General features: G+C 69.3%; 11 protein-coding genes. 5 read left to right on the top strand and 6 right to left on the bottom strand.

Annotated features, from left to right (window positions below; genetic code table 11):
* The first annotated feature begins 314 nt into the window (after positions 1–314).
* A complete protein-coding gene (locus tag GGR66_RS06330) occupies positions 315–2,204 on the top strand; it encodes an ATP-binding cassette domain-containing protein (protein ID WP_160970725.1) in 1,890 nt (629 codons plus the stop codon).
* 93 nt (positions 2,205–2,297) lie between these two features.
* On the opposite strand, the gene GGR66_RS06335 is transcribed toward GGR66_RS06330, so the two are convergent.
* Both GGR66_RS06335 and GGR66_RS06340 read right to left on the bottom strand, forming a co-directional pair.
* The gene (locus GGR66_RS06335) at positions 2,298–2,759 is read right to left on the bottom strand and encodes a barstar family protein (protein WP_160970724.1); all 462 of its coding nucleotides are present in this window, start codon (positions 2,757–2,759) and stop codon (positions 2,298–2,300) included.
* Positions 2,756–3,223 (bottom strand): ribonuclease domain-containing protein, encoded by a 468-nt coding sequence (locus GGR66_RS06340; protein WP_184447675.1) that lies wholly within the window; start codon positions 3,221–3,223, stop codon positions 2,756–2,758. The genes GGR66_RS06335 and GGR66_RS06340 overlap by 4 nt, the downstream gene beginning before the upstream one ends.
* A 295-nt stretch (positions 3,224–3,518) precedes the next feature.
* Here GGR66_RS06340 and GGR66_RS06345 point away from each other — a divergent pair, with 295 nt between their 5' ends.
* Positions 3,519–4,130, top strand: a complete 612-nt coding sequence (locus GGR66_RS06345; RefSeq protein WP_048492197.1) for a superoxide dismutase — start codon at positions 3,519–3,521, stop codon at positions 4,128–4,130.
* 434 nt (positions 4,131–4,564) lie between these two features.
* On the opposite strand, the gene GGR66_RS06350 is transcribed toward GGR66_RS06345, so the two are convergent.
* The 3 genes from GGR66_RS06350 to GGR66_RS06360 form a co-directional block, all read right to left on the bottom strand.
* Positions 4,565–5,452: an endonuclease/exonuclease/phosphatase family protein gene (locus GGR66_RS06350; protein WP_184447676.1), complete on the bottom strand. Its 888-nt coding sequence runs from the start codon at positions 5,450–5,452 to the stop codon at positions 4,565–4,567.
* 180 nt (positions 5,453–5,632) lie between these two features.
* Positions 5,633–7,882: a glycoside hydrolase family 3 C-terminal domain-containing protein gene (locus GGR66_RS06355; protein WP_184447677.1), complete on the bottom strand. Its 2,250-nt coding sequence runs from the start codon at positions 7,880–7,882 to the stop codon at positions 5,633–5,635.
* Between the two features lie 76 nt (positions 7,883–7,958).
* The gene (locus tag GGR66_RS06360; protein WP_184447678.1) at positions 7,959–9,731 is read right to left on the bottom strand and encodes a M14 family metallopeptidase; all 1,773 of its coding nucleotides are present in this window, start codon (positions 9,729–9,731) and stop codon (positions 7,959–7,961) included.
* Positions 9,732–10,155: 424 nt separating this feature from the next.
* Here GGR66_RS06360 and GGR66_RS06365 point away from each other — a divergent pair, with 424 nt between their 5' ends.
* Both GGR66_RS06365 and GGR66_RS06370 read left to right on the top strand, forming a co-directional pair.
* Positions 10,156–11,712 (top strand): oligopeptide:H+ symporter, encoded by a 1,557-nt coding sequence (locus tag GGR66_RS06365; protein WP_167087777.1) that lies wholly within the window; start codon positions 10,156–10,158, stop codon positions 11,710–11,712.
* 8 nt (positions 11,713–11,720) lie between these two features.
* Positions 11,721–12,356: a rhomboid family intramembrane serine protease gene (locus GGR66_RS06370; RefSeq protein ID WP_184447679.1), complete on the top strand. Its 636-nt coding sequence runs from the start codon at positions 11,721–11,723 to the stop codon at positions 12,354–12,356.
* A 157-nt stretch (positions 12,357–12,513) separates the two neighbouring features.
* Here the strand turns inward: GGR66_RS06370 and GGR66_RS06375 are convergent, their stop codons facing one another.
* Positions 12,514–12,720, bottom strand: coding sequence for a hypothetical protein (locus GGR66_RS06375; RefSeq protein ID WP_160970717.1), 207 nt, complete (start codon positions 12,718–12,720; stop codon positions 12,514–12,516).
* A gap of 215 nt (positions 12,721–12,935) precedes the next feature.
* Here GGR66_RS06375 and GGR66_RS06380 point away from each other — a divergent pair, with 215 nt between their 5' ends.
* Positions 12,936–13,220: a GNAT family N-acetyltransferase gene (locus tag GGR66_RS06380; RefSeq protein ID WP_160970716.1), complete on the top strand. Its 285-nt coding sequence runs from the start codon at positions 12,936–12,938 to the stop codon at positions 13,218–13,220.
* Positions 13,221–13,230 lie beyond the last annotated feature (10 nt).

Raw genomic sequence — 13,230 nt, forward strand, 5'->3', positions numbered from 1 at the left:
TAAGCCGTTTCCGGCGCCAGACCGAGGGCGGCCCCGTTGTGCAGGAAGACGCGATCGTCGGTCTCGGCGATCCTGGCCTCTGCGCCGGCCCTCGGCCGCGGATCTGCCGGCGCGTCGTCCAGGTGCAGCAAGAGCCGACGCAAGTGGGGTTCGGAGGGTGGAGGGCGAGTGGCAGGCGTCGTCGGGGGTGCCGTCACCGAACTGCGCCTCGAGTCGTTCCATGGCGATGCGCATGGTGCGGCAGCGTTGGCCGCAGCACAGGTCCGGCGCGGCGTTCGGGTTCGGCGAGGGGCGCATCCACGTACAATGGCGCAATGCCTCTTATCACTCTGCAGAACCTCGACTACAGCGTCGGCGGCCCCTTGTTGCTGGAAAAGACCGACCTGTCGATCGAGCCGGGCGAGCGGATCGCCCTGATCGGCCGCAACGGCGCCGGCAAATCCACCTTGATGAAACTGATCGCCGGCGAACTCAAGCCCGACGACGGCGAAGTTCGCGTGCAGCAGGGCGTGCGCATCGCCCGGCTCGAGCAGGAGGTGCCGCATGGCGCCGCCGGCAGCGTGTTCGACGTGGTCGCCGACGGCCTGGGCGAGCTCGGCCATTGGCTGGCCGAGTTCCATCGGCTCAGCCATGCCGCCGAGTTCGACGGCGATGCGCTGGGCGCGGTGCAGTCCAAGATCGATGGCGCCAATGGCTGGGCGCTGGACCAACGGGTCAACGAGACCCTGACCCGCCTGGAGCTGGACGGCGATGCCGAGTTCGCGCGGCTGTCCGGTGGCATGAAGCGCCGGGTGCTGCTGGCGCGGGCGCTGGTGTCGGCGCCGGACCTGCTGTTGCTGGACGAACCGACCAACCACCTCGACATCGAGGCCATCGACTGGCTGGAAGGCTTCCTCAAGGGCTGGAACGGCAGCGTCGTGTTCGTGACCCACGACCGGCGTTTCCTGCGTGCCCTGGCCACCCGGATCGTCGAGATCGACCGCGGCCAGGTCAGCAGTTGGCCGGGCGACTGGGCCAACTACGAGCGCCGCCGCGAAGAGCGGCTCAACGCGCAGGCGCAGGAAAACGCGCGCTTCGACAAGCTGCTGGCGCAGGAAGAAGTGTGGATCCGCCAGGGCATCAAGGCGCGGCGTACCCGCGACGAGGGCCGGGTACGGCGGCTGGAGGCCATGCGTCGCGAGCGCACCCAGCGCCGCGAACTCGGCGGCAACGTGCGCATGGAAGCGGCGCAGGGCGAGTCCTCCGGCAAGAAGGTGATCGAGGCCAAGGACCTGAGCTTCGCCTTCGGCGCGCGCAGCATGGTGCGCGATTTTTCCACCACCATCCTGCGCGGCGACCGCATCGGCCTGATCGGCCCCAACGGCAGCGGCAAGACCACGCTGCTGAAGCTGTTGCTGGGCGAACTGACCCCGGACCAGGGCGAAGTGCGCGCCGGCACCAATCTGCAGGTGGCGTATTTCGACCAGTACCGGGCCACGCTGCGCGAGGACTGGAGCGCGATCGAGAACGTGGCCGAGGGCCGCGACTTCATCGAGGTCAACGGCAAGCGCAAGCACGTGCATGCCTACCTGCAGGATTTCCTGTTCACCCCGGAGCGCGCGCGTGCGCCGATCACCCGCCTGTCCGGCGGCGAGCGCAACCGCCTGCTGCTGGCGCGGCTGTTCGCGCAGCCGTCCAACCTGCTGGTGATGGACGAACCGACCAACGACCTGGACGTGGAAACCCTGGAGCTGCTGGAAGAACTGCTCGGCGACTACAGCGGCACCTTGTTGCTGGTCAGCCACGACCGCGATTTCATCGACAACGTGGTCACCTCGACCATGGTCATGGAAGGCGATGGCCGTATCGGCGAATACGTCGGCGGCTACAGCGACTGGGTGCGCCAGCGCCCGGCGGCCCCGGCAAGTGCCATGGCAGTCGCCAAGGCCTCGGCCACCGCGGCGGCGACCACGCCGGTGGCGGCCGCCGCGGCGCCCGCGCCGGCCAAGCGCAAGCTCAGCTACAAGGACGCGCGGGAACTGGAGCAGTTGCCGGCGCGGATCGAAGCGCTGGAACAGCAGGTCGCGGCACTGACCGAGGCGATGACGGACGCGGCGTTCTATCAGCGCGACGCGGCGGCGGTGAATGCGCACACGCAGGCCTTGAGCCAGGCGCAGGCGGACCTGGATGCGGCGTATGCGCGCTGGAGCGAGTTGGACGCCTGAAAAGCCGGGTCCCGGGACCGGGGACCCGGGGCCCGGAAAAACAGGGCAGATCAAGGAGCGCAATTATTCCCGTCGCACACGCAGGGAACATTGCTACGCCGGATCGCGCTCTTCCGGGTCCCCGGTCCCGGGTCCCGGGTCCCGGCTTCCGCCCACGAACGCGACGAAGCTGACGCCGTCCTGGGCCCACTCGCGGGCGACGTCGTCGAGGATCTCCAGCAGCACGTCGAAGGCCGGCTGCGCCACCGCCTGCAACTGCCCGGCATCCTCCAGCAGCAGCGCATAACCGCGGGGGGAGGGCAGCCAAGACAGGTCGCGCAGGCCATCGGTGAGCGCGTCCCAGTTGCGGCCGAAGCCGGGTGGGAAGTCCAATTGCGCGGCCAGCCGCATCAGCAGCATGGCCTTGCCGGTGCAACCGTCCAGGTCGATCCGGCACAGCCGCAGGCCGGCGTCGCGGGCCAGGGCGGCGACGCTGTCCAGGTCGCGGTTGGCGACGCGATACACGCCGGAGGCAGCCGGCTCGGCCAGGTTCAGCGCGAACGGGAAGCCGCTCATGGCGTCGGCCCCGCACCGCCGACCTGGAAGCTGCGGAAACTGTCGTAGTGGTCGTCGCTGTAATACCAGACCTGCGGCGGCGTGCCGCCGGTGACGATGCGGCGCGCGCCGCGATGCGACAGGCCGGGGGTATCGACGGTGTACTCGCGGTAATAGCCGCGCGGTTGCGCCGGCAACCGGTTCTCGCGGTTGCCGAACACGCTGCCATCCTGGCGATGCGGGAACGGGCCGCCACGCAGGATCAGCGCCACCGTGGCGTGCGCTTCGGGCGGCAGAAACGCCGGCAGTTCCGGCGATGCCGCGTCGGCGGGCGTGGAGTTGCCGGGTGCGGTGTATGGGGTCTTTGCGGCGGCGTCGAGCGAGGGCGCGAATTGCGGGTGCGGCGGATGCTGCAGCCCGCGGATGCCCCACAGCCCGCCGACCAGCAACACGATGGCGGCGATCAACAGCACGGGCTTGCGCATGGACTCTCCTGCAGGAACGGCAGCGGCGCGCGGCATGGCGCCATCGCGCACAGTATGGGCCGCCCTGCCTGTTCCCGCTCTAAACGCCGCCGGTCACGCCTGTGACGCGTGCGATTCACATCCGACTAACCGGGGCGTGGGGCATGGTAGACGCCGATTCGTAAGGCCGGCCGGCACCGCCGCCGCGGGATGGGACGATGTTTCCCCAGCCGCGCCCTTGGTAAGGTCGCCGACCGTCCCTACCATTGCTCACGCAACGCTCGTCCTTTCGACGGCGAAAGTCCAGGAGAACCGCATGGCCTACACCCTCCCCAAGTTGCCCTACGCCTACGACGCGCTGGAACCGCACATCGATGCGCAGACGATGGAGATCCATCACACCAAGCATCACCAGACCTACATCAATAACGTCAACGCCGCGCTGGAAGGCACCGAGTACGCCGATCTGCCGATCGAGGCGCTGGTGTCCAAGCTGAAGTCGCTGCCGGAGAACCTGCAGGGTCCGGTGCGCAACAACGGCGGCGGCCATGCCAACCACTCGCTGTTCTGGACGGTGATGGCGCCCAATGCCGGCGGCACCCCGAGCGGCGACGTGGGCAAGGCGATCGACAGCGAACTGGGCGGCTTCGACAAGTTCAAGGAAGCCTTCACCAAGGCCGCGCTGACCCGCTTCGGCAGCGGCTGGGCCTGGCTGAGCGTCACCCCCGACAAGAAGCTGGTGGTCGAGAGCACCGCCAACCAGGACAGCCCGCTGTTCGAGGGCAACACCCCGATCCTGGGCCTGGACGTGTGGGAACACGCCTACTACCTGAAGTACCAGAACCGCCGTCCGGACTACATCGGCGCGTTCTTCAACGTGGTCGACTGGAAGGAAGTGGAGCGCCGCTACCACGCCGCGATCGGCTGATCGCGCGCCAGCATCGCGACATGAAGAAGGCCGGGTTCGCCCGGCCTTTTTTGTGTGTGTCAGACAGAAGCGCTGTAGTGCGAGCGGGGCGTGGCAGCGAGGTGCGGAGAGGCAGGTTGGCACGTGCCTTCGCGCGCGTGAGCAGCGTGCTTCGGCAGCGATGGCGGTCTGCGCCGCATCGGCCACCGCTTGCGCCGCTGCGTCGCCAGGGCACCTCGAACAACCTAGGGACGCACCTGTAGGAGCGGCTTCAGCCGCGATGGGCGTTACCGGGAATGCCCGTCGCGGCTGAAGCCGCTCCTCCAACAGATGCGGTGATGCGTGACGAAGGCAGGGCATTAGCGGTGCACGATCGTTGCGTGCAATGGCACACCGCCGGTCCATCCCCACGCGCCGTATCGCACGGCGTGCGACCACGTCCAGCCTGCCGTCCGCTACGGCGCCGGTTGCAGCGATGTCGGCATCGGGTCCAGCGGCTGCAGTGTCATCAGCAGGCCACGCGTGCCGGCTGCAGGCAGGCCCGGCGCCGGCGCGAACAGGCGTGCGCCGCGCAGCGGGCGGAAGTGGCCGCGTTCGAAGAACACGTGGTCGGCCGCCGCCGTCGTGGCGGGTGCCCGCACGTCGATCCGGTTGCGTGGCGACTCGCCGCGCACGCTGCCGTCCTCGAAGCGCACCGCCAGCGGCGCCAGTTCGGGCGCGCGCGCTGCGGCGAAGAAGCCGCCCGCCAGCAGCGAAGGCACGCCCTCGGCGGTGGCATCGATCCATGCCATCAGATCCTCGGCCTGTTCGCGGCGGCTGGCGCTGCCGTCGCGCGCGGCGTGCAGTCGAGTGAAGTACAGGTTCACCGGCTGCCCGTGCAGGTCCACCCGCACCAGGCCGGCCACGCTGTAGTCCTCCAGCGGATGCAGCAAGGTCTCGGCTTCCTCCAGCACCGGCAGGCGGGTCAGCAGCGCGTTGCCGCGGCGTTGCGGTCGGCTCGGCGGATCGGGGCTGATGAAGTGGCAGTGGTAGCCCAGGCGAGCCGCCAGCCATTGCGCCTGGTTCGGCATCTCCGGTGTCTGCAGCACTTCCTGCAGGGCGATGGCGTCGGGGTGCAGCCGCTGCAGGGCCACCACGATGCGCTCGCGGCGCGCGGGCCAGTCGTCGCCCTCCTGCGCCTGGCGTGGATCGACGGCGAGCGTGAGGGTGACCACGGTAAGGGGGCTGTCCGGCGCTGCCTGGACCGTCGGCACCGCGTCGGTCATCGCCTGCGCCTGTGCCAATGCCGCCACGGCCAGCAACAGCCAGCCGGTGCGATGCCATCGGAAGACGCGGGGATTCATGTTGCGATGCTACGGCGCAGGGTCTCAGGGTTGCGTATACAGCCGGCGGCGCTGCGGCAGCCGCCACACAATCGTTGCTGCGCACGTCGCGATCGCGAACATCGCCCCGCCGCCGGCGCGCACAGGCGCGGAGGCGGGGCGGGAACCGAGCCGAGGCGCGCGGGCGCCGCAGCCCCTCGCTCAGTGCTGCAGCACGCCGTCCTTCAGGTGCAGCGGCGCGCGCGCTTCCACCTGCGTCGCCGAACGGCCCAGCAGCAGCTCGTAGTCGCCGGCGGCGATGTGCCAGTGGCGCTTCTTCGGATCGAAGTCGGCCAGGGTCTTGGGCTCGGCGACGATGCTGACGTGGCGGCTCTCGCCCGGCTTGAGCATCACCTTGTCCCAGCCGACCAGGCGGATCGGGGCGTGGTGGCCCTGCGGCAGGCGCAGGTACAGCTGCGGCACGTCGGCGCCTTCGCGATCGCCGGTGTTGCGCACATCGAAACTGGCGACGACGTGGCTACCGTTGGCCTGCACCTTGAAGTTCGAGTAAGCGAACGTGGTGTAGGACAGGCCATAGCCGAACGGATACACCGGCTCCAGGCCGCGCGCGGCGAACCAGCGGTAGCCGACGTTGGCGCCTTCGATGTTGTAGTCGACGTTGCTCCCCGGCGGTTGCGCCGGCTTGAAGCCCAGGCCGGGAATCGACGGCCGCGGCAGTTGCGACACGTCGCGCAGCCAGGTCACCGGCAGGCGGCCGGACGGATTGACCTCGCCCAGCAGCAGCCGCGCCAGCCCTTCGCCGCCGCGGATGCCCGGATACCATGCCTCCAGCACCGCCGGCACCTGCTGCAGCCACGGCATCGCCACCGGGCCGTTGGTCTCCAGCACCACCGCCGTCTTCGGGTTGGCCTTGACCACCGCCGCGATCAGTGCGTCCTGCTTGTCGGGCAGGGCGATGTCCGGCAGGTCCACCGATTCGGCCGACCATTGCGTGGCGAACACGATCGCCACCTCGGCCTTGCGTGCCAGCTTGGCCGCGGCCGCGGGATCGTCGCCGCTGGCGTAGTCGATCTGCGCGTCTGGCAGCGCCTTGCGCAGCGCCTGCAGCGGCGAGGACGGATGGAACATCACCGGGCCCGGCCAGGTGGTCGGTGCGATTCCCGGCACCGCGTTGCCGCCGTTGACGGTGACCCCGACCATCGAGGAACCGCCGCCGCCGATCACACCCTTGTCGGCATGCCCGCCGATCACCGCGATGCGGCGCAGGTTGCGCGACAGCGGCAGCAGCTTGCCCTCGTTGCGCAACAGCACCGTGCCTTCCTCGACCACGCGCTGCGCGGCCAGGCCGCCGGCGGCATCGTCGATCGGCTGGTGCTGAGGCGGGTTGTCGAAACTGCCGGTGGCGATGAAGGCGCGCAGGATGCGCTTGACCATGTCGTCCAGGCGCGCCTGCGGCACGGTGCCGGCGGCCACCGCCATGCGCAGCGGTTGGTCGAAGTACACCGCCTTGTCGAACACTTCGCCGGCCGACTGCTGGTCCAGGCCGGCCAACGCCGCCGTGGAGCCGCTGTGCACGCCGCCCCAGTCGGACATCACGTAGCCGGGGAACTTCCACTCCTGCTTCAGCACCTGGTTGAGCAGGTAGTCGTGCTCGCAGCCGTACACGCCGTTGATGCGGTTGTACGAACACATCACCGAGCCGGGCTGGCCGATCTTCAGCGCCAGCTCGAAGGCCAGCAGGTCCGATTCGTGCATGGCCTGTTCGCCGATGTCGGCGCTGTGGGTGTTGCGCCCGGTCTCCAGGTCGTTCATCGCGAAGTGCTTCATGGTCGAGACCACGTGCTGGCTCTGCACGCCGCGGATCGATTCGCCGACCAGCACGCCGGCCAGCAGCGGATCTTCGCCGGCGTACTCGAAGTTGCGGCCGTTGCGCGGGTCGCGCTGCAGGTTGACGCTGCCGGCCAGCAGCACGTTGAAGCCCTGCTGCCAGGCTTCGCGGCCCATGGTGGCGCCGCCGGCGAAGGCCAGCTCGCGGTTCCAGGTGGCGGCGGTGGCGGGGCCGGAGGGCATCGCGGTGGCGTGGTCGCCGGGGCGGATGTTGCCGGGGTTGGTCACGCCGACGCCGGCATCGGCCAGCTGCTGTGCGGGGATGCCCAGGCGTTCGACCGCCGGCACGTAACCGGCCGAGCCGATCGCGCCGGGTGGACGCGGGCCGCCGTCCTTGCCCAGCCCGAAGTAGCTGTGCAGCATCTGGAACTTCTCGTCCGGCGTCATCGCCTGCACCAGCAGCGCGGCGCGCCGGTCCGGCGACAGGCTGCGGTCGTTCCACGGGCGCTGCGCGGCGGCAGCGTTCGGCGTGGACGTCGTGCCCGCGGCCGTTGCGGGCGGCGCGGCGGAGGCGGGCGCGGCCAGCGCGAGGGTCATGCAAAGGGATCCTGTAAACGTTTTCATATCGGGGCGAACAGCCTCACTAGCAGATAAAGGGAAGGCGCATCGGGGGGAGTCGGGGGGAGGGCGGAACCGCGCGTCAGGACGGTGCTTCGTCGCTGCGCATGACCGGGTACAGGCGGTAGCGCTCGTCCCAGGAGCTGTGGCGGCGGTATAAGAACTCCAGCCGCGCTTGCGGGTCCTTGGCGAAGGCCGCGTCGTGTTCGAGCTTGTCCTCGAACTCGGCCTTGAGCGCCGGGTCGCTGGCCAGCATCTGCCGCGCCACGTCCTCGGCGACGTAATCCTCCATGTATTCGGCGCGCTCGAACGCGCTGTTGAACTCGCCCCATTGCAGCAGCGAGTCCGGCGCCTGCGGCTCCAGCAGCGCCATCAGCAGCCGCGCCTTGGGCTGGGCGATCGGCACGAACAGCGCGCCGGCGCCGACGGCGCGGGTCTCGGGTTTCCAGGCGCCGGTGACGCTGAGCCGCTGGTGGCCTTCGGACGAGCGCGCGGCGAAGCTGGCGTCGTCGGCGCGGAAGGTCTGCACCGGCAGGGTGGCGTCGTGGTCCAGCGTGCGGAAGGCAATGCCGTGCTGGCGCAGCTTGGCGCCGACCAGGGCGGCCTGCGCCGCCGGCACCAGGTAGCCGGCGCGCGGCGCGGCGACTTCGACGCTGGGCACGATCTGGTCGCGCAGCGGCACGCGCCATATCTGCGGGGTGCGCTCGTCGTAGCGGGTCATCAGCGCGCCGGAGACCGGCGAGAGCGTGCGCGTATAGGCGTAGCCGCGGAAGTCCACCAGGTGCGAGGCGTCGGTGGTGCGGTAGTCCAGCGCCACGGTCTTCCCTCCCAGGGCTTGCGCGCGCACGTCGGCGGCCAGTGCGTCGGCGCGCCACTGCGCACCGTGCCTCGCCACCTGCTGCAGTACCGAGACGATGGTGTTGCGGGTGATGCGCACGCGCTCGGGGTAGCGCTTCCAAGAATGCGTCTCCACCAGCATGCCGAAGCGGTTGCGCAACTGGAAATAGCCGTGCGAGAAGCGCGGTGTCGGCACGCCGTCCTCGAAGCCGGAGGTCGGGTCGTCGTTGACCACGAACGAGGGGTAGTAGGGCAGCGGCAGCGAGCCCTGCCGCTTCAGGTCGGCGAGCACGCCGTCGCGCAGGCGCAGGCCGTCGCCGCGCAGCGCGGTGTCGCCGGCGTGCAGCGGTTCCACCTGGATCGACACGTCGTGCTCGAACTGCGCGCCGTCGGTGACGTGCAGGTCCACGTACAGCAGCGGATCCCATTGCTCGACCAGGCGCAGCATCGCCTGCATCTCCGGCGCATCGGCCTTGACGTAGTCGCGGTTGAGGTTGAGGTTCTGCGCGGTGGTACGCCAACCCATCTGCTCCGGGCCGCGCTGGTTGGGCCGGTTCCAGGCGCCGAAGCGCTCGTGTCCGTCGACGTTGAACACCGGCACGAACAGCCACACCTGCTTGTCCAGCGCGCCGCGCGCGGCCTGGCCGTCGAGCAGCTGGCGCAGCGCCAGGAAGCCGGCGTCCTTGCCGTCGATCTCGCCGGCATGGATGCCGCCCTGGATCAGCACCACCGGCAGCTTGCGCGCCTGTGCGGCGGCGGGATCCAATGCGCCGGAGGTGGACACCGCCAACGCCTTCATCGGCCGGCCTTCCGGCGTGGTGCCGAAGTCGAAGCAGCGCACCGCGTGCGGATAGCGCTGCGCGAACGCATCGCACAGCGCGATGGTTTCGGCGTAGCGGCCGGTGCGCGCGAACCCGCTGCGCTCGGCCTCGGTGGACAGGCCCGCCTCGCTGGCCAGCGATGGCATGCTGCACAGCAGCATCGGCAACAGCAGGGTGGCCAGCCAGGCTCGGATCATCTCGGCACCGTCTCGGAACAGACCCCCATGATGCGGGCAGCGCGCCGATTGCGAAAGCACCCTGGGGCGTGTCACCCATTCCCGAGCATGCCGCGCCGCGCTTGCGCGTGCCTGTGGCAAGGAAGAGCGAGGAAGTCGACGTGCGTCCACGCCTGAGCGATGACGCGGCCACGGGCGCGCGCAACCGCGGCCCTTCGGGTTGGGTCTGGCAGGCGCGCTACCGGCGCCGCGCGGCTTGACCTGACGGCCAGTCAGGCGCTGCGCCACGCAACGCCGGCAGCGCGCCTGCCAGACCCAACGCGGCATACTCGGGAATGGGTGACACGCCCTAGCGGTTCGATTCGCCGGAACGTTGGGGTAACCTTCTGAAAATTTTGCCTGGACGAGGGCCCGTGAGCAGCCAAGCCACCACGAGACACGCCGCATGAGCGCGGCGCAAGAGCGCGCCACCGCGCGCATGCCGCGGCAGATTCCGTACATCATCGGCAACGAGGCCTGCGAGCGCTTCAGCTTCTACGGGATGCGCAACATCCTGGTGCAGTTCCTGATCACCTCGCTGCTGCTGCAGGAAGTGACCGCGCCCGGCCGCGAGGCCGAGGCCAAGCACATCATGCACAGCTTCATGATCGGCGTGTATTTCTTCCCGCTGCTCGGCGGATGGCTGGCCGATCGCTTCTTCGGCAAGTACAGCACCATCCTCTGGTTCAGCCTGATCTACTGCGTGGGACACCTGTGCCTGGCGCTGTTCGAAGGCCATCGCAACGGCTTCTTCCTCGGCCTGGGCCTGATCGCGCTGGGCGCGGGCGGGATCAAGCCGCTGGTGGCCTCGTTCATGGGCGACCAGTTCGACCAGGGCAACAAGCACCTGGCCAAGGTGGTGTTCGACGCCTTCTACTGGATCATCAACTTCGGCTCGCTGTTCGCCTCGCTGCTGATCCCGCTGGCGCTGAAGAACCTGGGCCCGGCGTGGGCGTTCGGCATCCCCGGCATCCTGATGCTGGTGGCGACCCTGGTGTTCTGGGCCGGGCGCCACCGCTACGTGCGCGTGCCGCTGCCGCCCAAGGATCCGCACGGTTTCGCCCAGGTGGTGCGCACCGCGCTGCTGCGGCAGGCGCCGGGGCAGGGGCGTCCCGGACTGGCCCTGGCCGGCGTGGCGGTGCTGCTGGCGCTGGGCACCTTCGCGCTGGTGCCGACGCTGGGCCTGGTGATCTGCCTGTGCCTGGCGCTGGTGCTGCTGCTGGCCGGCATCGGCGGCGGCACCTGGTGGCAACTGGAGCGTGCCCGCGCAGTGCATCCGGACGCCGCGGTGGACGGTGTGCGCGCAGTGCTGCGGGTGCTGGTGGTGTTCGCGCTGGTCACCCCGTTCTTTTCGTTGTTCGATCAGAAGGCCTCGACCTGGGTGCTGCAGGGCCAGCAGATGCAGATGCCGGCGTGGTTCAGCGCCTCGCAGATGCAGGCGCTGAATCCGGCGCTGGTGATGCTGCTGATCCCGTTCAACAACCTGGTGCTGTACCCGCTGCTGCGCCGGCGCGGTTACGAGCCGACCGCGCTGCGGCGGATGACCGCCGGCATCGCCTTCAGCGGCCTGGCCTGGATCGTGGTCGGCAGCCTGCAGGTGATGATGGATGGCGGCGACGCCTTGTCCATCGCCTGGCAGATCCTGCCGTATGCGCTGCTGACCTTCGGCGAAGTGCTGGTCTCGGCGACCGGCCTGGAGTTCGCCTACAGCCAGGCGCCGCAGTCGATGAAGGGCGTGGTGATGAGTTTCTGGAACCTCACCACCACCGTCGGCAACCTGTGGGTGCTGCTGTCCAACGCGGCGGTGCGCAATGACCGCGTCACCGCGCACATCGGCAGCACCGGGCTCAGCGAGACCGCGTTCCTGATGTTCTTCTTCGCCGCCTTCGCGTTCGTCGCCGCACTGCTGTTCGGGCTGTACGCGCGCCGCTACCGCATGGTCGACCACTACCGCCCCGCCTGAGACCCCGCATGCCCTCCGTCACCCCCGTCAACCTGATCCTGATCGTCCTTACCGTGCTGGTGTCGTGGGCGGCGTTCAACAACCGCCGGCTGCTCGACCGGCTGATCCTGTGGCCGCCGGCGGTCGATCGCCACAAGCAGTACGACCGGCTGGTGACCTACGGCTTCATCCACGCCGATTTCCCGCACCTGCTGTTCAACATGGTCACGCTGTACTTCTTCGGCGGCCCGATCGAGGTGCTGATGGAGCGGCTGACCGGCAACATGCTGGTGTATCCGCTGTTCTACCTGGCGGCGCTGGTGGTCTCGATCCTGCCCAGCTACCTGAAGAACCAGAAGAATCCCAACTACATGAGCCTGGGCGCGTCCGGCGCGGTGTCGGCGGTACTGTTCGCCTTCATCCTGATGGCGCCGTGGACCGGGATCTTCTTCTTCTTCATCCCGATTCCGATCCCCGCCATCCTGTATGCCGTGTTCTACGTCGGCTACAGCATCTGGATGGACCGCCGCGGCGGCGACAACGTCAACCACAGTGCGCACCTGGCCGGCGCGGCGTTCGGCGTCATGTTCCTGCTGATCATGGAGCCGTCGGTGCTGCAGCACTTCCTGGGTGAGCTGGCGAACCCGCGCTTCGGGCGGGGGTGATACGCGGCGCGGCGGTGCCTGCACGGCGGTGCGCGAGCGGCACCTTTCGGATGCGTTGCATCAGGTGGAGTGGACGCAGCGGCGTCAGCGCGGTCGTGGACGACCGTGTCGCGGACAGGCTGGCTGCGGCGGCGGCGCGTGCGGCCGCCGTCGCCGCTCAGCGGGTCTGCTGGCCGCGCAGCTGCACCTTGGCGCTGCCGATGGCCGCGTTCTCGTAGGTGACCTTGAGGCGCTGATAGACCTCGTCGTCGAGCTGCTGGAACTCGCCGCCATGATGGTCGCCGCTGACCGACAGTTGGAACAGCCCTTCCAGCAGGGAGGCGTTGTGGTCGCCCTGGTTGTATTTGTTCTCGTTCTCGCTCATGCGCGTGGCTCCCTGTTGGATCGCTGCGTGATGGGAGGTGCAACTCCCATGCCAGGTTTTCGTCCTGTCCTGGCGGTATCGGCCGCGCGCGGCACGACTTGAGCGGCGTCCGGGTGACGCGCCGCGTCGGCGGCGTGACGCGGTGAGGCACGTGTTTCACATGGCCACGGCGAGCCGCAGCGGACACTGCGCGCTCCGCGACACAGCCAGCCCTCATGTCCGAACCCACCGTCCCGATCGCGCACGATCCGCAGCAGCGGCGCTTCACCCTGGAGGTCGACGGCCACCGCGCCGAACTCGACTACGTGCTGGAGCAGGGGCGCATGGTCATCACCCACACCGGGGTGCCGACGCCCATCGGCGGGCGGGGCGTGGCGGCGCAGCTGGTCACCGCCGCGCTGGACCACGCGCAGGCGCAAGGCTGGAAGGTGGTGCCGGCGTGTTCGTACGCGGCGGTGTTCATCCAGCGGCATCCGCAGTACGCCGCGCTGCTCGCCTGAGCGCGCAGCA

It is taken from the genome of Xanthomonas sp. 3498 (assembly GCF_014199795.1).
Classification (GTDB): domain Bacteria; phylum Pseudomonadota; class Gammaproteobacteria; order Xanthomonadales; family Xanthomonadaceae; genus Xanthomonas_A; species Xanthomonas_A rydalmerensis.